The following is a 23,236-nucleotide window of genomic DNA, read 5'->3' as shown; positions in this document are numbered from 1 at the left end:
TTTTTTATAGATCTTTTTTATATTCTTTTGTAAAAATAAAAGGAACATAAAGTAACGATACTAATATCAGTATTTGTACTATCGTAGAAAATGTAATAACTGATTCATAACTATAATCAGACAATATAACACCAACCCCATTATTTAAAGCATGAATTATAGCACAAAACCATACATTTTTAGTTTTCATATATACATAACCCTAAAAATATAGAAAGTCCAATAACAAATATCAAATGGTTAACTGTTCCAAGTATTGGTGTTTTAGGGCTGTACAATGTAAACTGTAGAGGCAAATGCCACAAACTCCAACAAACTCCTAGCATAATAACTCCTAATCTTTTACCAAATCTATCAAATAGAATATCTTGTAAAAAACCTCTCCAACCGTATTCTTCACCTATAAAATAATACATCGAAGCAAAAGACATTATAGGTAAAAAGAACACGTAATTTAAAATTCCATCATAACTAATCTTTTCTCCTTCTATTATCGAGAAAAATACTATAGGAATAATTTTAGTCAGCATAAAATAACCGATCAATAAAGCTCCTATTTTTATATTATTAAAAATGTAAAAATCACTTAAATTAGTTGAATAAATAATAATAATTAAACCACTTATCAATACTAATAAATAATTTATCCATTCAAATTGCTCTGCATTTATCACTTTTAATGATGAAAGAGTAAATAACAATGTAGAAAGTATAAATAAGAATATCATCCCTGAATAAAATTTATGTTTTTCATTATTTCTTCCTTCTGTATAAAATTTTGCAATGGAAACTGAACTCAATGGCAAAATCATCATAAATCCCGCGAAACTCTCTGGGGCGATATACTCTCTAAAACATAATATTAGTCCTAATAAGAAAGTTAGACCAAATGTTATCGAAAAAAATATTATAATCTGTATTTTTTTTCGAATGGCTTCGTCTTCAATGTATCTTGGTTTTAATAAATTTATCCACTTAGCTTGAAGATTCATATAAACTATCTCCTTTATTTTATATTTTTATGTTATAAGTAAGTTATATTATATATATTAAAAATAGATCTTTAACTGTACCTAAATATAAGTAATATAATTCTTCAAATTCACTTAAAATCCTTCTTCTTATGACATTTATAATTTTAATAAAACCATTGACTTTTCACATAAAAAAGGGAGCAATCAAGCTTCCCTTTTTTCTACATTAGTTTTCTATGCTTAAATTATCCTCTAATTTCAATCAATTCGTTATCAAGTCCTTTGAAAATAACTCTTTTCCAGCCAATTTCTCCTGGTACCCTTGGGCTAGGAATATGTGGTTCGATCACAATCGGGACACCTGCATTTTTAAGTTTTTGGTAATCGGTATCGAAATCATCGCTTATAAGGCAAAAATGAAATCCACTTTTTTTCTTTTCTTCAGTCCAATGCTCAAATTCTAGAACAGTATCTCCTAATTTAAGATAAACTACTTTATCAATTTCAGGCATATCCGGAACATCGTGCTCAAAATACTTCCTAAATCCAAAATGTTTCTCATAAAAATCAATTGATTTTTGTCTATCCTTTACAGCAAATGCAACATGGTCTATTCGTTTAAACATTTAAACACATCCATTCTATAATTAATTACTTCATTAAATTTTAAATTACACAAGCTAATATTGACTTAACTTGTTATCTTAATTTGCAATACAACCCAATTAGATGAGCTCGTGTTACAAAATCCATGAGTCTCTCCCTTGGGAGATAAAATAATATCTTTCTCACTTAATACAAATTCCTCGTTATTTATTGTTATAGTCCCTTCACCTGAAATGACATAAAAAACCTCATCAATATTAGAATGCTTATGATCTGTTGTCGTTTGGCCAGGTTCGTAAAGTAGAAGTCCCACATCAAGCTGCCCTTCTTTAAAGATAGCCTTACGTACACTTTTTTCGGAATTAAAATCAAGTAAATCACCTATATTAATTTTATTCATATTAATATTTCTCCCTTTTAAATATTATGTTTAAAATTGTAGTTGATATTCAACGTAACTAGTTAATTACAACTTAATTCTACGACATAATCAAATTATAAATCCCATACTTACTTATTGCAAGTAGGCACCTTTTTGTGATATACTTACCAAAAAGTAAGTATTGTATAATAACTAAAGGAGATAATAAAATGTCATGTAATAAATCATGCCCTATTGAACATACAGTAAATTTGATTGGTCACAAATGGAAAGTGTTAATTCTTAGAAATCTAATGGACAACGGTACACAAAGATTCAATGAACTTAACAGGGGAATTAAAGATATAAGTCAAAAGATGCTTACACAACAGCTTCGTCAAATGGAAGCCGATGGGCTTGTTAGCAGAAAAGTTTACGCTGAGGTTCCACCAAGAGTTGATTATTCACTTACGGAACTTGGTCAGACACTTAAACCAGTCTTAGATGCAATGAATCATTGGGGAACGGCTCATATAAAAAATACTATATCAGGTGACTAAAAGTGATTGCTTGACGAAGTAAATAGATATTTCTTTGTTGTCTTTATAGACTATGTATAAAAAGTATATGCCTCATAAATTAGAACAAACTTAATGGTTAAAGTGATATAATGTTACTATGATTACCTATACTAAGGTTATAAAAGAAAATAAATTTGTAATGGTAATAAATTAAATAAGTATTTAAACGAAAAAATAGACCCTCTTCTACTTATTAGATGAAGGTCTATTTTTTATAACTTTTTAACTAACTCTCCGCTAGTTGATAAATATAAAGGCGAATATTATAACCTCATTTTTGCCTCTTTTTACTAAGGCAACATTATTATTTAAAATCTAAATATAGCTCTGTTAGACAATTACCTAACAGAGCCTATATGTTAAATTAGTTTATAATTATAGTAGTTTTATCTAATACATTATCGTAAATCCAATGAGCATTTTCTACAGCTAATCGAATACATCCATGGCTCAAGGCCATTCCAAGTCTATCATCAATTATTTCAGTTCCTGCTGGATTAAATAAAATTGAATGATAGTAGTAGCTACCTCGAATTCTAGTAGCGTATTTTACTCTATAAGTATCAGAGCCAAAGTAAGGTTTTCTACCGCTAACATAAAAAGTGCCCTTAATAGTTGGTGTACTAGGTTTTCCTATTGTACATAGCCACTTATACAGTAAATTCCATAAACCATCTTGGTTCTTTTCAAATATATAAGTAATTTTATTTTCTAAATCTGTTGTAATTAAATTTGTAGTGGGGCTTTTAATTTCATTATCATTTACAAACTTTGTCATATCCGTGTAAAAGTAATTAAAATCATATTCTTCAGGTGGATTTCCATCATCAGAAAGGAAATAACTAAATATATATCCTTCTTGATCATCATACATAGCACGACTCCAGTCTCCATTTACAGATAAAACTTGTACTATAGATTTTGGAGGAATTATAGTTACTGGATTTGATTCAGCAGATGGATAAGACCTTAGAGTAACATCTGTCCATGTATATTTTGTTTTGGATAAATAATCACTATATACATACCCTCTCTGTCCATTATATGATACTTCATACCAATCTTCTTCAGCTTCGATAACTTGAACCTTAGACCCAGCCGGTATTACAGTGATTACATTTGAAGAAGTGGATTTTTCTTCTCTTAGATTAGTATTAGCTAAGGTATACTTATATGAATTTTGTTGTTGTCTTTTATATTTTTTCATACTTCACCTCTAAATTTACTTTTTATTATATCCTATGAGTCTTTTTCTATATTTAGCACTATTATACTAAAGACTAGCTCATACAATTTGATATAATTATCTTATAAAATATATCTTTGATACTAAAAAATACATTGATAAAATTGTCAATGTATTTTCATGGATATCAATAGTGGATACAAATTGACGAAATCAAATCCACTATTATATAAATAATTTACTATCTTTTCTACCTTATTTCATAAGATATCTAGGGTATCACCGCTCCTTAAGCTTAATTTCATATAGACAAACTTCCTCTTACAATTTTTTAAAATTTTTATTTTCTTTAAATATGCTAGAATATTAACCCAAACTCCTCCTTTGATTATAAGTTAGTTGTTGTGAAACTAAATATTTTTTCAAAGGTCATCCGATTGCTACAATCCATTTAAAGTGTCTAAGTAAACTCATACACTCTATATAATCTTTTTATTTTTTATGATTAAACCTATTAGTCCTATCATAGTATTATTCATAGGTAATATTTTATTTTTAGCATAATTAGATTTTATTAACTTAATTTTGAAAGTTAGTTGGTGATTGATTGGGATTTATTAAAACATATAAAAAGAAGAATTTTCAAATAGAATTAATAACAAGTATAATGCTTATTTTTGCTACAATATCAGCTATTATCATTTGCAATAGCCCATTTAGTAAAATTTATCATAATATATTTAACGATGTATACATAGTCAACGATTTCTCATTACATATGTTTATAAATGATTTTTTAATGTCAATATTTTTTTTAGTTGCAGGTCTTGAGATTAAACGCGAAGTACTTCATGGGAATCTATCTACTCTTAAAAAGGCATCTTTCCCTATAATTGCTGCAATAGGCGGTGTGGTTTTACCTGCAATAATATATTTTATATTCAATAGAAATACTTCTTATTTAAGTGGAATATGCATACCAGTATCCACTGATATAGCTTTTGCAGTAGGCGTATTTTATATATTCAAAAATAAACTAGATCCTAAACTTAGTGTATTTTTACTATCATTGGCGGTTGTCGATGATTTAATATCAATAATATGCATTGGAGTAATTTATTCTCTGAATATAAAATTACCTTTTTTAATAATTGCACTTATTATATTTTTTTTACTTATAATAGCAAATAAAATATTTAATGTACAAAGTATCTTATACTATCTTATTGCAGGGTTATGTCTTTGGTACTTTATCCATCTAAGTGGTATACACTCTACCATTAGTGGTGTTTTATTAGCAATATCTATTCCATCATCTGGACATAGCAAAATAAGTACATTAGACAGACTCCTGAAAATTTTAACTCCTATTAATAATTTGTTCATAGTTCCGTTATTCGCGTTTGCCAACACTGGAATAGTATTAGTATATAACATAGATATCTCTAGCTCATATCCGTTAATTTTAGGTATTATTATAGGATTGTGTGTTGGAAAGCCTCTTGGAATAATCCTATTTACATATATAGGAAGTTTGCTTCATATTACTGAAAAGCCTAAAAATACTAGTTGGGTGTCTTTGTTTATAGTATCTTTATTGGCAGGTATTGGTTTCACTATGTCTATATTTGTAACGGAGATCGCTTTTATACATGACTTAGTTTTGGTAGATATTGCGAAGCTATCTATTCTAGTAGCTTCAATTATATCTGTAATGTCTACAGCAGTTTGCATCTATCTTTATAGTATTTACTTAAAAGTATTTAGGATTCAGTAAAAAGCTTTACGCTATACAGAAGAATATACGAATATATATTATATATAAAACTAACTCTAAAATGATAGAACAAAAAAGGTATTACCAATTTTTCGGTAATACCTTTTTTGTTCTATTATTTTAAATCAGCTTTATTTAAGTGATTTTTCTTAATCTCATCAAGTAGTCCATCTTTCAAATAAATTTCTAATGCACATCCAACCATTGCCTTTACTGATTTGTGAAGTTTTTCATAAGCTTCCTTAGAATTTGCATGATTTAAAAACTCTTTTTCATGAACATATACCATTGGATTTATATCTAAAGCTATTTCTGTATACATAGTAGGACAAACTTGACTTACATTGCCTATATCTGTAGAGCCTACTGGACCATCTTTTCCTTCTAATATATCCGTTATACCTACCTCAATTAAATTGTTCTTTGTTATATCTTGAAGCATCTTGTTGTTTACTATATTGTCAAAAGAATTTTCAAAATATCTATAGGAAAGCTTAGCACCTGTCATTAACTCTGCACCTTTTGCACAATTTATAACCTTTTTAGTTACTTCATCTAAATAACTTCTTTCACTAGCTCTTATGTAAAACTTACAAGACGCCTTTTCTGGAACTATATTTGGAGCTTCTCCTCCATTTGAAACTATCCCATGTATTCTAACATCTGATTTCACATGTTGTCTTAGTGCATTTATTCCTGCAAAGGTAAGTTGTACAGCATCTAATGCATTAACTCCCATATGAGGGTGACTAGCTGCATGTGCTGCTACTCCTTCAAAACTAAACTCTATTGAATCTATTGCCAAAGCCTTGCATTTTATATTATTAAAAGCTTCTATATGCATCTGATAACATACATCAATATCATCAAAAGCCTCTGCTTTAACTAAATCACATTTTCCTCCTGTTGTTTCTTCAGCTGGTGTTCCTATTAATACAATTTTCCCTTTAAAATTTTCTTTTAACTTACTTAATACTATACAAGCCCCTAATGTCGATGCCGCAATCCAGTTATGCCCACAAGCATGAGCTGGTTCATTATTTTCTCCATATCCAGGTAATGCATCATACTCTGCTAAAAATGCGATAGTAGGACCATCATTATCTCCTAGTTCTGCTCTAAAAGCAGTTTCTATATTGCAGTATGGATAAGTTGTATCAAATCCATATTCCATCATTTTATCGACTAAGTATTTAGATGATATGTATTCTTCTTCTCCTATTTCTGGATTATTAAATATAAAATCACATACTTCTTCAATTTCTTTTCCCAGTTCATTCTCTATCTCATAAGATCTTTTCTTTATACTTTCTATCATAATTTACCTCCTATATTAGAACCCTATATATAAGCCTGTTGTTAAAAATACCATGGTAGTAATTACTAATACTATAATTAAAGGAATTACGAATCTAACCCACTTTGACCAAGGAATATTAGCTAGTGCTAGTGCTCCCATTAAAACACCTGATGTAGGTGTAATTAAGTTAGTTACACCTATACCAAATTGATAAGCTGTAACTATCATTTGTCTAGATACATCTACTAAATCTCCCAGTGGTGCAAGTACAGGTATTGTAAGTGATGCAAGTCCTGATGCTGACGGTATTAAAAATGCTATTAAACCTTCTATTAAGAAAGTTAAATTTATAAATATAGCTTTTGGTAATCCATTTAATACATTTGCTGCAGAATTTAAGATTGTATCTATTATATATCCATTTTCTGCTATTATTACTATACCACGTGCAAATGCTATACATAATCCTGCTGAAATTAAATCTTTTGATCCACTTATAAATGAATTAACTATTTCATCTTGTTTAAGCCCTGATGCTATTCCTGATATAACACCTATAGCTGTAAATATCATTGCAATTTCACTTATGTACCATCCTTGTTTTAAAACTCCATATACCATAATCCCCATGCCTAATGTGAATATAGCTATTACCATAGCTTCTATTTTTGTAAACTCTTTTATGTTTGTATCACTATTAGCTATAGCTTCTTGATTAAGTGATATATCCTGTACTAAAGACTTTGTAGGATCTTTTTTAACTTTATTAGCATACATCATAACAAATCCTATACATATAGCCATATATATTATAAACATTACAACCCTATACTCTATTCCAGAACCTGGTGCTATCTGTGAAAGCGCTTGTGCTATTCCTACAGAGAAAGGATTCGTAGTAGCTGCTCCAAATCCAGCTGTTGCTCCTATAAACACTGTTGCCACTGCTGTTAATGAATCATATCCCATGCTAGTCATAAGTGGAATAAATATCATATAAAAAGGCAGTGTTTCTTCACTCATTCCAAATGTTGTTCCACCTAGTCCAAATAAAATCATTGATATAGGTATTATTAAAAATTGAGATTTCTTCATTTTATTTACAGTATGAGCTATGATGGCTTCTATGGCTCCTGTTTTATTAACTATACCAAAAGCTCCTCCAACTATTAAAACAAATCCAACTACTTCAGCAGCATCTATAAAACCATTTATAGGTGCTGTAAATACTTCAGTAACTCCTTGTGGATTTGATGATACTTTTTCATAAGTTCCAGCTACAACAACCGCTCTTCCTTCTATATCTACTCTTTCAAAACTTCCACTTGGTACTATCCAAGTAAGAACTGCCATTACTATTATTAGTAAAAATATTATAGTAAGCGTCTGAGGCATAGTAAACTTTTTCTTTTTTAAACTACTCATTTTTAAATCTCCCCACTTTTTAAGTTAAAATATTTGATTATCGCTTTCCCTTTTTCTATCCTAGTTTGTATGGATGTAAAAAAGCTCAACATGAATACATGTTGAGCTGAATGTGCTAAATACAACATACCTACATCTTCCTTTTATCTTATTTAAGATAGCTCTCCATCAAAATTCAGGATAATTTTGATGACAGTACTGTACTTATTAAATACAGCCCCAGCACTAGCTTTGGACACTAGCACTTCGGCACTTACTCCTTTTATATTGCTTCACTGGCTTCCGACCTATTCAATATTAATCTTAGTAAATGCGACCTCTACCTCAATCTTTTCATTAGACGAGGTAATTCCTATTAAATTTTATTTGTTGTAAGTAATTGTAGCATAACATATCAAGATTGTAAATATTTTTAGAGTTTTTCAGTATTTTAATAATTATTACATTTACAAATTAGCTTAGTCTAAAAAAATCTTTAAATCATCTTCCACGTTAGTTATTCCAGCTATTCCAAAGTTTTCAACTAAAACTTTAGCTACATTTGGTGATAAAAATGCTGGTAGTGTTGGGCCTAAGTGGATATTCTTAACCCCTAGGTATAATAATGATAATAATACTATTACAGCTTTTTGCTCATACCAAGCTAGATTAAATGCTATAGGTAATTCGTTTATATCATCAAGCTCGAACGCTTCTTTTAATTTAAGTGCTATAAGTGCTAGAGAATACGAGTCATTACATTGACCTGCATCTAATACTCTTGGTATTCCATTTATATCACCTAGACTTAATTTGTTATACTTGTATTTAGCACAACCTGCAGTTAATATTACAGTATCTTTTGGAAGTGCTTTTGCAAAGTCAGTATAATAGTTTCTTGATTTTGCACGACCATCGCAACCCGCCATTACAAAGAACTTCTTAATTGCACCAGACTTCACTGCTTCTACAACCTTATCCGCAAGTTCAAATACCTGATTATGAGCAAAACCACCTATTATCTCTCCAGTTTCAATTTCTACTGGTGGTTTACAATTTTTAGCATGTTTTATTATTACAGAAAAATCCTTATCATCCTCGCTGTTTCCTTTTATATGATGACAGCCTGGAAACCCAGATGCTCCAGTAGTGTATAATCTATCTTTGTAGCTATCTTTTGGTGGTACGACACAGTTTGTAGTCATAAGTATTGGCCCATTGAAACTTTCAAACTCTTCTTTTTGTTTCCACCAAGCATTTCCGTAGTTACCTACAAAATGAGAGTACTTTTTAAATGCTGGGTAATAGTGAGCAGGTAACATTTCTGAGTGAGTATACACATCTACTCCAGTACCTTCTGTTTGCTTAAGTAACATTTCTAGGTCTTTTAAGTCATGTCCTGATACAAGTAATCCTGGATTCTTTCTTACACCTATGTTAACTTTAGTTATTTCAGGATGTCCATAAGATCCTGTATTTGCTCCATCAAGTAAAGCCATTGCATCTACCCCAACTCTACCAGTATCTAAAGTTAATGCTATCAATTCATCTATTGTTAACTTATCATCTAAAGTTTTAGCTAGAGTAGATTGCATAAATGCATTTACTTCTTCACTGTCATACCCTAGGGCATTGGCATGCTTAACATATGCAGACATTCCTTTTAATCCATATATTATAAGTTCTCTTAAACTTCTTATATCTTCATCTTTTGTTGCAAGAACCCCTACACTAGTTGATTTATCATCTAATACATCTTTTAATGTCACTTCTTCTTTTGGTAATATCATATTTTTTAACTTTTCTAAAAGTCCAACTTTTTGATCTATCTCTCTCTTACTTGAAGCATTCCAAAGTGCTGCCTCTGATAAATTATTTTTATTCTTTAATTCAGCTAATAAACTTTCCTTTGAATCTAAAGTTTCTTTTATCCTTGCATAAAATACTTCATCGTTGAAGTTTGCATTAGTTATTGTTGAGAATAAGTTTATTGTTATTAAGTGATTAACACTACTATCAACAAATTGGCCTTCACTTCTAAGTCTAGTTGTAACTTCAGATATTCCCTTTGTAGTATATATCAATAAGTCCTGCATTCTTGATAAATCTGGTGATTTTCCACACACCCCAAACTTTGTACACCCTGTACATCCTGCTGTCTCTTGACACTGAAAACAAAACATTTTATTTTCCATCATTTCTTCCTCCGATTTATTTTAAGATTATTATTAATTGAATTTGTTTGTCATTCAAAACATAAATTTAGTTTAACTTAACTCAACATTATTTTCTGTAACATAAGTTACAATTTATAAATTTATGAAAGCTATTTTAATAAAGATTTAATAGGCTTGGAATACAATTATTTTTTAAATTTATTTACTATTTTAAAAATACTATTATTAAATTATTTATAATAAAATAAGACCATTAATATGTTCTATATCATAAGACCATGGGCGCATGGCATTGGGAACAAAATTTTACTACTTTTAATTTAAATTCATAGTTATATTTAGACACAAAAATGAACCTCCAAAAATTAGATTTTTAGGTCTAACTTTTGGGGTTCACTTCATTTTGCTACAACTTTTATTTATATATTAGTTATATTTCTTCTTTTATATCTTCACTTATATCTTCATTATTATCTATATTTATAACTTCTTCTTTTATATCTCCTCTATTAAACTTTTTCATATCGTTTGTTATGTAGTTTAGTTTATCTATAATATAACCTATTGCAAATGTAGCTATTGAGTAGAATAGGAATGGTACAGAAGCCGTTCCAAAATAGTTTATTATACTTTGTAATTCATCCTTTATTACAAGACCTTGAGATCCTAGACTTGAAATATATATGTATGAGCTATATATTGTAAATATTGTGTAAATACCTAAAAGTATTGATATTGTATATAACGCTAGAACCACTGGATTTTTTCTTTTTTTGTTATCTTTTCTCATAATTAATATTACTCCTTTTTTATTTGTTTTTGTTCAATAGTTTAGATTATAATACAGTATCCTTAATTTAACCTTAATTAAAAAGGCATTGAGGCTATTGTAATAATACATTGTCTAATAAGGTAAATTTAATAAAATTTGCTTTGTTATATATTTTAGTTAAATATCTATTTTTATACGAATCGATTATATTACTCTTTGAAAAAAAATCACTTAATGTACTAAGCCGCTTTCAATTCATCTTCTTCTTTTTTTCTCCTACTTTTAACGAATTTCAATACATAATGTATGGTCATACCTACCCCTATTGCAAATACTAAATCAAATACTACTGTAAATACAAATGTTACAACCAATACTAAGCCATCCGATTTACTTGAAGATAATAACCTTCTAAAATGAGACCATTCTCCCATATTATAAGAAACTACTATAAGTATTGCCGCTAGTGTAGCCATTGGTATAAGTTTAGCAAGAGGCATTAATACAACCATTATAAGTAATAATGTTATAGCATGTACTATACCTGATATAGGACTTTTACCCCCATTTTTAACATTAGCCGCTGTTCTAGCTATAGCTCCAGTTGCTGGAATCCCAGCAAATATTGAAGATGCGATATTTCCAAGTCCTTGTGCTACAAGTTCCATATTAGAATCATGCTTATCATTTATCATATTGTCAGAAACTACGCAAGAAAGTAACGATTCTATTGCACCTAGCAAAGCAACCGTTATAGCTGGTTTTATTAAAGTTTTAATTATTTGTAAATCAATATGCGGTATTTGTGGTTTTGGTATAGACGATGATATTTCATTAAACCTAGAACCTATTGTATCAGTTTGTAGATTAAATAAGTTTACAACTAAAGTAGATAATATTAATACTATTATTGAAGCTGGTATTTTTTTGTTTACCTTAGGCCAGTAAACTAATATCAAAATACATGCTAATCCTATTAGAAATGTTGCTATATCAAAAGTAGATCTATTATGTATATAGCTTTCTACCTTTTCTATAAATTCAGCTGGTACATCTATTATTCTAAGTCCAAAGAAGTCCTTCAACTGAGTTGTAAGTAACGTTACTGCAATACCACTAGTAAACCCTACTGTTATAGTTTGAGGTACATATTTTATTAAATATCCAAATTTAAGTAGACCCATAACTACCAATATAATTCCTGACATCATTGTAATCGTTATAAGTCCAGTCATTCCATAAGTTTTAACTATACCATAAACTATTACAACAAATGCCCCTGTTGGTCCACCAATTTGAACCTTACTACCACCTAGAAAAGATATTACAAATCCTGCGAATATAGCAGTTATAAGTCCTTTTTCTGGAGATACTCCAGATGATATGGCTAAAGCTATAGATAATGGAAGAGCTATTATAGCAACTATAATTCCTGCTACTATATCCTTACCTATTTCCTCCTTTGTTAATTCATTTTCTTTCTTCATTTTAAATAACTTTGGTAACACTTAAACACTTCCCTCCAAAACGAATTATTGCGACATTTACTATATTAGTCCTATTTTTTGATAAAATCCATAAATAATAACAAATTTTATAAAAAAACGACAAATTAAAAAAGCAAGCTCATAGTTAGCGCTTTATCATGTAAAATTATGTTGCGACACAAAATTTTATATACAAGGAAATCTAACTAAGATATATAAACATCTTATCACAATTGAAAGAGAAAATAGAAATTTTAATAAAAGAAGGATTAATGTTAGAGTAATTGTTAAAAAATATAAAAGATACCGCTTGACTATTTATAGTGAGTTAAATAGGACTGAAATTCATCTTTATACCACTTATCTTTATATAGTCCTTTCGTCTCATCTGATATCAATACAAGAGTATTAGAGGAATTTAATTTTCTCATACCACCCTATCCACTTTACCAAATATAGTTATAAGTACAAAGCTATCGCTTTTTAATTTTCTTAACCTTAAACTATCTGATTGTGGTATTATTGTGGTTTTTTATAATAAACTGAATTTTAGAAGCTGTAAATACACTAAATAAAGTATTTAAACTGTAAAAAGACCCTCAACTACTTATAGCTGAAGGTTTTTGGTTTTATATATACCTTTATATATTTATTTAATATCTATAACTATTTTTAGATTTTGTTGTAATCATAGTTGCTAACATCTTTGCAATTATCTTCTCTCCACTTTCATCTGTAACTGTTGACTCTACTATAACTAGAGTTTTTCCAGATTTTATAACTTTACCAGTAGCCACAATTTTGTTTGAAATCGCAGGCCGAATTAAATTTATTTTAAATTCAACGGTTAGCACTTCGGAATCTTCGGACATAGTCGTCAGAGCTGAATATCCACAAGACACATCAGCTAATGATGTGACAACTCCTCCATGTATTAATCCCTGTTGTTGAGTTAAAAAATCTTTACGTTCACATGTAATTATTACCTTGCCATCTTCAACATGCATAAGTTCTGCACCAATAAATGATAAAAAATTCTGTTTTTTAAAACTATCGTTTATTCTGTTATAAAGTACTTCGTTAGTATCCATATTAACTGTACCCCCTCCGAGATAAATATGTAAATATAGTAAGTAATTATTTTTAAACTAAATCTCTATATCAACTTTTTTACCACTCATTGAATAACATTTAGCAATTGCTTCATCAATGTAGAATATTTCAAATTTACCATCTCCTACTGAATACATTTTGCTTAAATCTGGCATTATTTCAAGCGCTTTTATTTGTGTTTCTTTTGATGTAGCAAACGTAGCTTTTCCCGTAATACGTAAAGTGTTAAATTTTTGATCAATACAGCAGATTTCTACTTTTGGATTATTATTAAGTTGCTTAAACATTTTCTTTTGGTTTGATGTACAGAATGCAAGTTTTTCGTTGAATTCCATAACGAAACCAAGTGGGCGTACTCGAGCTTGATCACCTTCAGTTGTTGCTAAATAATAAATTCCTGCTTTGTTTAAAAAATCTAATGCTTTCATAATCATTACACTCCTTTAAGAAACTAATATTAAGGATATCACTTGTACCAAGGATTACCCTTTGATATAATTTTAATATAAAATACATATAAAACAAGTATGCAGTTTTTACTTATAAAGTATCTAAAGTATACTAATATAGTACTAAAAAATATACTCTTGGAAGGATTGAATGATCATGAGTTTAGGGAATGAAAAAATGATTTTAAATAGTGAAGAGTTGATTTGTCCAATAAAGTACGCATTAGACATTGTTGGGGGTAAGTGGAAGTTACCTATTCTTTGCATATTAGCATCAGGTAAACCAACGAGATATAGTAGTTTAAAAAGAAAATTAGAAGATATTACAAACACCATGTTGGCTCAATCATTAAAAGAATTAGAATCTGATGAAATTATACTTCGCAAACAGTACAATGAAGTTCCTCCTAAAGTTGAATATACTATAACTGAAAAAGGTAATAGCATTATTCCTATTTTAGGCAAATTTGCAAAATGGGGCTCCATTAATATGAAAGAAGAAAAAGCATGTGGAGATAAGTGTAAAAAATGCCAAGACATCAAATAATATAAAAAGATAGACCTCAGCTAATAAATAGTTTAGGGTCTATCTTTTTATATTATTTTAACTAACCTTCCGCTAGTTGTGTTATTATTTTTAATTCCAGACTATACATTTTAGTAATTTACTTACATTACATCCAAATTGCCGTTTGGGTATCTTCTTATTTTGTCTATTTTATGATGTAAAGCTATAGCAAACAAACAAAAAATACTCCTAGTGATAGGAGCATTTTTTATATTACAGGCATTTGCCTTTATTTTTTTCTTACTTGTATTACAAGATAAACAATTTCCATTGCAGGTTAAAGAAACTAAAGGTTTCCTGCATCTTGGACATATTATTTCATTTTTAGCTATATATCCACAAGTTTCGCATGTTATTTCCATTTAAACACCTCTTACATAAAAATTTGTGCTACTGCTCCTCCAACTAAAAATGCAACTATAAAGCTTCCAACCCATATAGAAATAGCTTCTGTTTTACTTCTTTCCTTAAATATAAGCATAATAGCTGCTATACAAGGAACAAATAAAGTAATTGTTATTAGAGCAACAATTGTTTGCATTGGTGTAAGAACAAGGTCAGTAAGCCCTGCTGCTCCAAAGTCTCTTCTTATTATACCCATTACAAATGATGTTGCAGCTTCCTTAGGAAGACCTAAGAAACTCTCAGTAATTGGTGCTACTGCATTTTGAATCCAAGTTAGCATATTGGTAGCATCTAGAACAGTTATTATAACCGCTCCTAGTGCAAACAGTGGCATTGCTTCCTTTATAAACATCTTAGTCTTAGACCATGTCTTAACTAATACGTTTGAGAATTTTGGGAGTCTTACTGGTGAAAGATCTATAAATAAATCCGATGATTTCCCTGGTAAAATTTTGTTAAGTGCTGTTCCTGCTAAAACAAAAACAATAACTATTGTACCTACATACAATGCTAAGTACTTCCCACCTAAAGGTGCAATCATACCTGCAATAACCCCAAGCTGAGCTGAACATGGTATTGTAAGTCCTAAAAGTGCTGTAGCTATTACTTTTTCTCTTCTTGTTCCTAGAAGTCTTGTTGTTATAGTTGCCATTGATACACAACCAAATCCAAGTATCATAGGAATAATAGCTCTACCGTTTAATCCAAAGAATGATAATAGTCTATCAGTAAGAGCTGCAAGTCTTGGAAGGTATCCTGAGTCCTCCATTAAAGACATAAAGAAATAGAATGATATAACTAGTGGTAGTAGAAGTCCAAATATATATGATGCCGTTAATGTAAGAATTCCATACTCTCCAGCAAAAAGATCAAAAATAAATCCTTCTTGACCACCAGTAATAGTACCTGTTATGCTTCTAACAAATGGTTCGTAAATAGGAACGAAAAAGCCATCTAATAAGAAGTCAACAACATCTCCAGCTACAAATACCCCGATTACCTTATACATAACGAATAGTATTGCAAGTAATATCGGAATACCTGTTAGTGGTTTTAACATATAGTATCCTATTTTTTCTCTAATACCTTTATTAACAGCATCTGTTAATATTATCTCTTTAACAATCTCATCAACTTCTTTTCTTCTTGCTGCATAAATTTCGTCTCTTTTATTAGGTGCTTGTACATTGTATTTTTCAAGAGTTTCCTCATCATCTTCTCCTATCATTAGGGCTTCACTTTCAATATCAACGATTTCTCTGTATTCTCTAACTATACTTTCGATATCAGAGTTAATATTTCCTACCTTAGCTGAAAATATTTTTTCTTTTACTTCATCTAATCCTTTTTTCTTAGTAGCAACCGTAGGTATTACAGGAACACCTAAAAGATTACTTAGCCTATCAACGTCGATCTTAATACCATTTCTTTCTACATCATCCATCATATTAAGAGCAACTATTACTTTCTTTCCAGAATCTATAATCTGCTTTGTTAAAAATAAGTCTCTTTCAATATGAAGAGCATCTACTATGTTAAGTATTATATCTCCTGTTATTATAACATCCTTAGCAACTGTTTCTTCATCATTAAAGGATGATACTCCATAAACACCAGGTGTGTCTATTACCACATCACCTTTGTACTTGCCATGCGATATGTCAACTGTTGTTCCAGAGAAATTAGAAACGTCTACATAAATTCCTGTTAGGGCATTAAAAAATACAGATTTCCCAACATTAGGATTACCTGCAAGTACAATGGTTTTAGCCCCTTCTGGTATGTCAATTCTTAAGCTTTTACAACAACTCATTAATTTAATAACCCCCGTCTATAAAAGTTCAACTTCTATACTTTCTGCTAAATTTCTTCCTATTGCAATCTCTTGCATTCTACTACTTAATACAACTGGTCCACAAGGCACTTTCGCCGAACAGTTTACTTTAGCTCCCTCATAAAGTCCAAGTCTTATAGCTTGCATTTTAATGCTAGCATCACCTATCTTCTTTATAAGAACGTTTTGTCCTCTTTTACAGTCAGATAGTTTCATATAATCCCCCTCCACATATTGATAATGATTTACATTATTGTATTAAAACTCTGTTAAATTATAACGCCTCTGATAATTATTGTCAAGTACTATACTGGGGTTAGGTATAAGATATAGAACTACTTGAATATCTAGTATGTATGGAGAACAGATTAAATAAAAGGCTTGACGGGCATTGAGATAAAAATACAGAGCCCATCAATTAGTACAGGTCTTAGAGGTGAATTATTAGGGCTTAAATGGTCTGATATTGACTTTAATAATTGCTGTTTAACAGTTAGCCGTACTCTTCAGAATGAACCTATATATGAGCAAAATGGTAATAAGAATTATACTGTAGTAGAATATGAGCCTATGACAGATAATCGATTAGGACTATCCCTCTTCCTAAAGTTATACTTGTTTAATTAAATGAAATAGAACCAATTATATTTCATGGATTAAGAAAAACATACAACAAGGTTATTTGAAAATGATGTTCCGCCAAAAACAGTACAGGCTTTAATGGCACATAGTGATATATCTGTTACTATAAACATCTATACTGAGGTTATGGAAGAAAAGAAATTTGAAGCTGTAAATACACTAAATAATATATTTAAACTATAATAAAGACCCTCAGCTATTTATTAACTGAGGGTCTTTTTTTTTATTATTTTAGTTAGCTTTCCCGTAGTTGGGTTATTATTGGGTTATTTTATACAGTAATAAAGTCTAGGCTTTAGTCCCCATTTTTACCCATGCCAGTATAATGAAATTCATCTTTATACCACTTATCTTCATATAGCCCTTTCGCCTCATCTGATATTAACACAAGAGTATTAGTTGAATTTGATTTTCTCATACCACCCTGCCCACTGCATCGAAAAGCCTTCATTATATCATCATTCTGTAAAACATCCCCTTGTGATAAACCAAATCTATTTTTCATAGGTTAATCTCCTGTCCACCTTATATTTTTTAAAGTAGCTTTTTAACTACTAGTAATATTACAGCTATTTATAATTACTCTCAGAATAAAAATTTATACTTATTATAACTAAATTTTACCATATGTAGTTGTATGAGGTCATTGTATAATTAAAATTTCTCAGTCAGTTATTCTACAGATTATGTATGATCAGAAAATAAAAAAGAGTACTCCATAGTTAACTTGGAATACTCCTATAATCCTTATATTCTATCTCATCTACTGCTTATATAATATAACAATTTTAATACATTTTGGCGAATAATTTTTATAAAAAAAGTTCTCCATAGTTGTTTTGGAGTAATCTGTTATTTATACTGCAATAGTTATTTTGTAATACTGCATTCTTACACTGGAGTATTCGTATTGTAGTACTCCATTAGCTTTTGTTTTAATATCTTTCAATATATATCAAATTAACATAGATATTTTCTATATTTATTGTTGATATATAAAGATTTTCTATTTTATCAAAGCATATTGACACATATCTATATATTTCATATAATATTCATATAGACACTTATCTATATGTTTTAACTTATTTAAACAAAAATGAAAGGTGATGAATAATATGTTCAAACAATTTGATGTTGATGAATTAGACTTAACAAAATATTTATTTTATACGGGTAAAGGTGGAGCTGGTAAAACTTCTGTAGCTTGTGCAACTTCTGTTACATTAGCTGATGCTGGTAAAAAAGTTTTACTTATAAGCACTGATCCTGCTTCAAATCTACAAGATGTATTTAATACAGATCTAAATAATAGAGCAACTGAAATAAAAGAAATCCCAAACTTATCAGTGGTTAATCTAAATCCAGAAGAAGCTGCAAAAGAATACAGAGACTCTGTCATAGGGCCATATAAAGGAAAACTTCCAGAAGCAGTACTTGCAAATATGGAAGAACAATTATCTGGATCGTGTACTGTAGAAATAGCTGCTTTTAATGAATTTACAAATTATCTTGCTGATGAAGAAGTTAAAGATAGATACGACTATATTATTTTCGATACAGCTCCCACAGGACACACACTTAGAATGCTTCAACTTCCATCTGCATGGACTAACTTTATAAGTGAAAGTACTCATGGAGCTTCATGTCTTGGGCAACTTTCTGGACTAGAAGAAAAGAAAGAAGTCTATAAAGATGCTGTTGATACACTAGCTAATGGAGATTTGACAACGCTTGTACTTGTAGCAAGACCTGAAAAACCTACTCTAATTGAAGCAGAAAGAGCATCAGAAGAATTGAGACAATTAGGAGTTAACAATCAGATTTTAGTCGTTAATGGTGTTATGGAAAATGTACAAGAGGATGATGAAGTCTCCACTGAACTATACAACAAGCAACAAGCATCTTTAAACGATATCCCTACTGGAATAAAAGATATCACAACTTATACTGTTCCACTGCGTTCTTACAATGTATCTGGTATAAATAGTATCAGAATGATGTTAAAAGGTGATAACTCAGTAATAGAAACTGACACTTTGGATAATGAAAACTCTCCTTCTATAAACGATCTTATAGAAGATTTCTATAAAACTAATAAAAAAGTAATATTTACTATGGGTAAAGGCGGTGTTGGTAAAACTACTGTGGCTTCAGCTATTGCTCTAGGATTAGCTAAAAAAGGTGTTAAAGTTCACCTTACAACTACAGATCCAGCAAATCATATAAAATATATTATGAGTTCACATGATAATATCACAATAAGTGATATAAATGAAAAAGATGAACTTAAGAAATACCAAGATGAAGTAATTAGTAAAGCATCAGAAACTATGAGTGGTGACGACTTAGAATATATAAAAGAAGATCTACGTTCTCCATGTACACAAGAAATAGCTGTATTTAGAGCATTTGCTGAAGTTGTTGAAAAAGCTGATGATGAGGTTGTTGTAATAGACACTGCCCCTACTGGTCACACTTTACTCCTTTTAGATTCAACTCAAAGTTATCACAAAGAAGTTGAGAGAACTCAAGGTAATATTCCAGAATCAGTTAAGAGATTATTACCAAGACTTAGAGATGAAAAAGAGACTGAAGTTGTTATAGTTACTCTTCCTGAAACAACACCTGTATTTGAAGCACAAAGATTGAATGAAGATCTTAAGAGAGCTGATATACACTCTAAATGGTGGGTTATTAATCAAAGTATGTTAATGACAGGTACTAAATCTCCACTTTTACAAGCAAAGGCTAATAGTGAAATAAAATGGATAAATGAAGTAAATAGAATTTCATCTGGAAACTATGCTGTCATAAAATGGTTACCAAAAGAAGTTAATGACAAAGCTTTACTTGAGATAATTTCTTAAAATAAAATTGTTCAGTTTTATAGTTATGTAGCATTGAAGTTAAATGAGAAGTATTTTAATAAAGTAAATGCTTAAAATCAATCTAGTATATTTTTAGATAACATATACCATCATATTATTATATACAAGATATTGATAATTATAAATATCTTGTATATAATAATATATGAAAATATAAATCCTAAAATTAAGAGGTGTTAATATGAATTATTCTTACGCTGAATATGCTTTAATCTTTAAAGCTTTAACAGATGAAACTAGACTTAAAATTTTAAATATGTTATCTGACAATGAATTATGTGCTTGTAATATCTTAGATGAAGTTAATATAACACAACCTACACTTTCTTATCACATGAAAATGTTAATTGCATGTGATCTTGTAAGTGCTAGAAAAGATGGGTCTTGGATGAAATATACTTTAAAAAATAATAAAATTTTAGAATTAAAAGATTTTTTATTAGAAATTAATAAAACTAAAGATAATCTATCTAAAGACGATGAAAGATGTAATTCCAATAAAAAATTATAGGAGGCAATAACTATGAAAAAAATTGAAATATATGATCCAGCAATGTGCTGTTCAACTGGAGTATGTGGCCCAAGTGTAGATACTGAACTTTTAAGAGTTGCAACTGTTGTAGACAGTCTGAAGAAACAAGGCGCTGGTATTACTAGATATAATTTAGCTAGCGAACCTCAAGCTTTCATCACGAATAAAGATGTAAACAATTTACTTACAGAAGATAATGATATTTTACCAATCACAATTGTTGATGGAGAAATAGTTAAAACAAAATCACATCTAACTAGTGATGAATTTTATAAATATACAGGCATACTTGTTGTAGAAATAGATAGTACAGCAAATAATAGTTGTTGTGGTGGTGACAGTAGCTGTTGCTAGATAAACTTCTCTAATTCTTAAAATCTATGTGGATGTGTAAGAATACTTACACATCCTAAACATATCGTTAATCCCCTCTTTAAATAAAAAATTCATTTTTAAAAAATAAAACATCAAAACTGGCAATTTTATGTTAGCAGTTATTTAAATAATATAATAAATAATAGATAGATACGTCTTTATAAAATAAAAATACGGAGGTAATATATGAGCAATAATAATAAAACCAGTGGAATAGGATTTTTTCAGAAATATTTAACTGTATGGGTTCTCATATGTATGGCAATAGGTATTTTTATAGGTAAATTTATACCATCAATACCGCAATTTTTAAATAAATTTGAATACGCCCAAGTGTCAGTACCAATTGCCATACTTATTTGGCTTATGATCTACCCTATGATGATGAAGGTAGATTTTAAAAGTATCAAAAACGTAGGTAAAAGACCAAAAGGACTGTTTGTTACCTGGGTTACAAATTGGTTAATTAAACCTTTTACTATGTATGCAATCGCTTCATTCTTTTTTTATGTAGTTTTTAAAAATATAATACCAGTTGATCTAGCAAAAGATTATCTTGCTGGAGCAGTTTTATTAGGTGCTGCTCCATGTACTGCAATGGTTTTTGTATGGAGCCATCTTACTAAAGGAGATCCAGCATATACTGTAGTTCAGGTTGCTACAAATGATTTAATTATATTAATTGCTTTTGCACCAATTGTTGCATTTTTATTAGGGGTTAGTGATATTACAGTTCCTATGAATACACTTTTACTTTCAGTAGTTTTATTTGTTGTAATTCCATTGGCTGGTGGTATATTAACTAGAATTTTGGTAATAAAATCTAAAGGTGAAGACTATTACAACGACGTATTTATTAAAAAATTCGATAATGTTACTACAATAGGACTTCTATTAACTTTAATTTTAATATTCTCATTCCAAGGAGATGTTATTGTAAATAACCCTCTTCATATAGTACTTATTGCTGTACCGCTGACAATTCAAACATTCTTGATATTTGCTATAGCATACACAGCTTGTAAAATATTAAAATTACCTTATAATGTAGCGGCTCCTGCAGGAATGATAGGTGCATCGAACTTCTTTGAGCTATCAGTTGCAGTTGCTATATCACTTTTTGGAGCATCATCACCAGTCGCACTAGCTACTATAGTTGGTGTATTAACTGAAGTCCCAGTTATGTTATTGCTTGTAAAAATTGCAAACAGTACTCAAAATTGGTTCATAAAGGAGTCTATAAATGAGTAAACCAACAGTAGCATTTATATGCGTTCATAACTCATGCAGAAGTCAAATGGCAGAAGCAATCGCAAAGGATTATGCAAATGATATTTTTATTCCTTATTCAGGTGGAACAGAAATTAAATCTCAAATAAATCAGGACGCCGTAGCCGTTATAAAAGATTTGTACAATATTGATATGAATAAGACACAAAGGAATAAATTAATTTCTGAATTACCAAATATTGATATTGTAATAACTATGGGATGTAATGTGAATTGTCCTTGGTTACCTTGTAAATACAGAGAAGATTGGGGATTAGATGATCCTACTGGTAAACCAATTGAAGAGTTTTATAAAACAGCTGAAATTATTGAAGAAAAAATGCATGACCTTTGTTTAAGAATACATGAACTAAATTAGAATAAATATTGCATAAATAAAAAAAAGTGTAGGTACTTATTATAAATAATTAGTACCTACACTTTTTATATTCATAATTATTATTACTATTTTACTACTTCATGTTATTTGAGAATGATGTACCTCCTAAAACCGTACAGGCTCTTATGGGTCA

The 23,236-nt window shown here is 29.7% G+C and carries 24 protein-coding genes, 1 pseudogene and 1 riboswitch; of the genes and pseudogenes, 9 read left to right on the top strand and 16 right to left on the bottom strand.

The window, feature by feature from the left end; genetic code table 11:
* Positions 1–4: 4 nt before the first annotated feature.
* The 4 genes from T473_RS19090 to T473_RS0107560 form a co-directional block, all read right to left on the bottom strand.
* Complete coding sequence (locus T473_RS19090) at positions 5–190, bottom strand: hypothetical protein (protein ID WP_242825887.1); 186 nt, start codon at positions 188–190, stop codon at positions 5–7.
* Complete coding sequence (locus T473_RS16450; protein WP_242825886.1) at positions 180–992, bottom strand: CPBP family intramembrane glutamic endopeptidase; 813 nt, start codon at positions 990–992, stop codon at positions 180–182. The genes T473_RS19090 and T473_RS16450 overlap by 11 nt, the downstream gene beginning before the upstream one ends.
* Positions 993–1,219: 227 nt before the next feature.
* A complete protein-coding gene (locus T473_RS0107565) occupies positions 1,220–1,600 on the bottom strand; it encodes a VOC family protein (RefSeq protein WP_024621363.1) in 381 nt (126 codons plus the stop codon).
* A 65-nt stretch (positions 1,601–1,665) separates the two neighbouring features.
* Entirely contained in the window at positions 1,666–1,980 is a 315-nt protein-coding gene (locus T473_RS0107560) for a cupin domain-containing protein (protein ID WP_024621362.1), read from the bottom strand.
* A 191-nt stretch (positions 1,981–2,171) separates the two neighbouring features.
* Between T473_RS0107560 and T473_RS0107555 the strand changes: the two genes are divergently transcribed.
* A complete protein-coding gene (locus T473_RS0107555) occupies positions 2,172–2,501 on the top strand; it encodes a winged helix-turn-helix transcriptional regulator (protein ID WP_024621361.1) in 330 nt (109 codons plus the stop codon).
* Positions 2,502–2,886: 385 nt separating this feature from the next.
* Here T473_RS0107555 and T473_RS17235 read toward each other — a convergent pair whose 3' ends face one another.
* Positions 2,887–3,729 (bottom strand): L,D-transpeptidase family protein, encoded by an 843-nt coding sequence (locus tag T473_RS17235; RefSeq protein ID WP_024621360.1) that lies wholly within the window; start codon positions 3,727–3,729, stop codon positions 2,887–2,889.
* 586 nt (positions 3,730–4,315) lie between these two features.
* Here T473_RS17235 and nhaA point away from each other — a divergent pair.
* On the top strand, positions 4,316–5,485 hold the full coding sequence (nhaA, locus tag T473_RS0107545; RefSeq protein ID WP_024621359.1) for a Na+/H+ antiporter NhaA: 1,170 nt from the start codon (positions 4,316–4,318) through the stop codon (positions 5,483–5,485).
* 115 nt (positions 5,486–5,600) lie between these two features.
* Here nhaA and T473_RS0107540 read toward each other — a convergent pair whose 3' ends face one another.
* From T473_RS0107540 to T473_RS0107510, 7 genes are all read right to left on the bottom strand, one after another.
* On the bottom strand, positions 5,601–6,803 hold the full coding sequence (locus T473_RS0107540; RefSeq protein WP_024621358.1) for a M20 family metallopeptidase: 1,203 nt from the start codon (positions 6,801–6,803) through the stop codon (positions 5,601–5,603).
* Between the two features lie 15 nt (positions 6,804–6,818).
* Positions 6,819–8,210, bottom strand: coding sequence for a YfcC family protein (locus T473_RS0107535; RefSeq protein ID WP_024621357.1), 1,392 nt, complete (start codon positions 8,208–8,210; stop codon positions 6,819–6,821).
* A 150-nt stretch (positions 8,211–8,360) separates the two neighbouring features.
* A riboswitch (Lysine riboswitch) is annotated at positions 8,361–8,540 on the bottom strand.
* A 128-nt stretch (positions 8,541–8,668) separates the two neighbouring features.
* Complete coding sequence (hcp, locus tag T473_RS0107530; protein ID WP_330369416.1) at positions 8,669–10,387, bottom strand: hydroxylamine reductase; 1,719 nt, start codon at positions 10,385–10,387, stop codon at positions 8,669–8,671.
* A gap of 409 nt (positions 10,388–10,796) precedes the next feature.
* A complete protein-coding gene (locus tag T473_RS0107525; protein ID WP_024621355.1) occupies positions 10,797–11,156 on the bottom strand; it encodes a hypothetical protein in 360 nt (119 codons plus the stop codon).
* A gap of 221 nt (positions 11,157–11,377) precedes the next feature.
* Positions 11,378–12,646, bottom strand: a complete 1,269-nt coding sequence (locus tag T473_RS0107520; RefSeq protein WP_024621354.1) for a SulP family inorganic anion transporter — start codon at positions 12,644–12,646, stop codon at positions 11,378–11,380.
* A gap of 632 nt (positions 12,647–13,278) precedes the next feature.
* Positions 13,279–13,716, bottom strand: coding sequence for a PaaI family thioesterase (locus T473_RS0107515; protein WP_024621353.1), 438 nt, complete (start codon positions 13,714–13,716; stop codon positions 13,279–13,281).
* 57 nt (positions 13,717–13,773) lie between these two features.
* Positions 13,774–14,172 (bottom strand): pyridoxamine 5'-phosphate oxidase family protein, encoded by a 399-nt coding sequence (locus T473_RS0107510; protein ID WP_330369415.1) that lies wholly within the window; start codon positions 14,170–14,172, stop codon positions 13,774–13,776.
* Between the two features lie 166 nt (positions 14,173–14,338).
* Here T473_RS0107510 and T473_RS0107505 point away from each other — a divergent pair, with 166 nt between their 5' ends.
* The gene (locus T473_RS0107505) at positions 14,339–14,734 is read left to right on the top strand and encodes a winged helix-turn-helix transcriptional regulator (protein ID WP_242825885.1); all 396 of its coding nucleotides are present in this window, start codon (positions 14,339–14,341) and stop codon (positions 14,732–14,734) included.
* A gap of 122 nt (positions 14,735–14,856) precedes the next feature.
* Here T473_RS0107505 and T473_RS0107500 read toward each other — a convergent pair whose 3' ends face one another.
* The 3 genes from T473_RS0107500 to T473_RS0107490 are packed head-to-tail and all read right to left on the bottom strand — an operon-like array spanning position 14,857 to position 17,210.
* Complete coding sequence (locus tag T473_RS0107500) at positions 14,857–15,117, bottom strand: hypothetical protein (RefSeq protein WP_024621350.1); 261 nt, start codon at positions 15,115–15,117, stop codon at positions 14,857–14,859.
* 11 nt (positions 15,118–15,128) lie between these two features.
* Complete coding sequence (gene feoB / locus T473_RS0107495) at positions 15,129–16,973, bottom strand: ferrous iron transport protein B (RefSeq protein ID WP_024621349.1); 1,845 nt, start codon at positions 16,971–16,973, stop codon at positions 15,129–15,131.
* 18 nt (positions 16,974–16,991) lie between these two features.
* Positions 16,992–17,210, bottom strand: coding sequence for a FeoA family protein (locus tag T473_RS0107490; protein ID WP_024621348.1), 219 nt, complete (start codon positions 17,208–17,210; stop codon positions 16,992–16,994).
* A 498-nt stretch (positions 17,211–17,708) separates the two neighbouring features.
* On the opposite strand from T473_RS0107490, the pseudogene T473_RS20095 reads away from it, so the two are divergent.
* Positions 17,709–17,819 (top strand): annotated as a pseudogene (locus T473_RS20095) (hypothetical protein); the annotation flags it as partial.
* 112 nt (positions 17,820–17,931) lie between these two features.
* Here the strand turns inward: T473_RS20095 and T473_RS0107485 are convergent.
* A complete protein-coding gene (locus tag T473_RS0107485; RefSeq protein WP_024621347.1) occupies positions 17,932–18,141 on the bottom strand; it encodes an SRA domain-containing endonuclease in 210 nt (69 codons plus the stop codon).
* A gap of 613 nt (positions 18,142–18,754) precedes the next feature.
* Between T473_RS0107485 and arsA the strand changes: the two genes are divergently transcribed.
* The 5 genes from arsA (at position 18,755) to T473_RS0107460 (ending at position 23,082) form a co-directional block, all read left to right on the top strand.
* The gene (gene arsA, locus T473_RS0107480; protein ID WP_024621346.1) at positions 18,755–20,506 is read left to right on the top strand and encodes an arsenical pump-driving ATPase; all 1,752 of its coding nucleotides are present in this window, start codon (positions 18,755–18,757) and stop codon (positions 20,504–20,506) included.
* A gap of 202 nt (positions 20,507–20,708) precedes the next feature.
* Positions 20,709–21,038 (top strand): ArsR/SmtB family transcription factor, encoded by a 330-nt coding sequence (locus T473_RS0107475; protein WP_024621345.1) that lies wholly within the window; start codon positions 20,709–20,711, stop codon positions 21,036–21,038.
* Between the two features lie 12 nt (positions 21,039–21,050).
* Complete coding sequence (gene arsD, locus T473_RS0107470; protein WP_024621344.1) at positions 21,051–21,413, top strand: arsenite efflux transporter metallochaperone ArsD; 363 nt, start codon at positions 21,051–21,053, stop codon at positions 21,411–21,413.
* Positions 21,414–21,620: 207 nt separating this feature from the next.
* Entirely contained in the window at positions 21,621–22,685 is a 1,065-nt protein-coding gene (gene arsB / locus T473_RS0107465) for an ACR3 family arsenite efflux transporter (protein WP_024621343.1), read from the top strand.
* Positions 22,678–23,082 (top strand): arsenate reductase/protein-tyrosine-phosphatase family protein, encoded by a 405-nt coding sequence (locus T473_RS0107460; protein ID WP_024621342.1) that lies wholly within the window; start codon positions 22,678–22,680, stop codon positions 23,080–23,082. The genes arsB and T473_RS0107460 overlap by 8 nt, the downstream gene beginning before the upstream one ends.
* The last annotated feature ends 154 nt before the right edge of the window (positions 23,083–23,236 follow it).

Source organism: Clostridioides mangenotii TR, assembly GCF_000498755.1.
GTDB lineage: Bacteria > Bacillota > Clostridia > Peptostreptococcales > Peptostreptococcaceae > Metaclostridioides > Metaclostridioides mangenotii_A.
The sequence above is the reverse complement of the archived record's forward strand: the minus strand, read 5'-3'. Positions and strand labels throughout refer to the sequence as shown.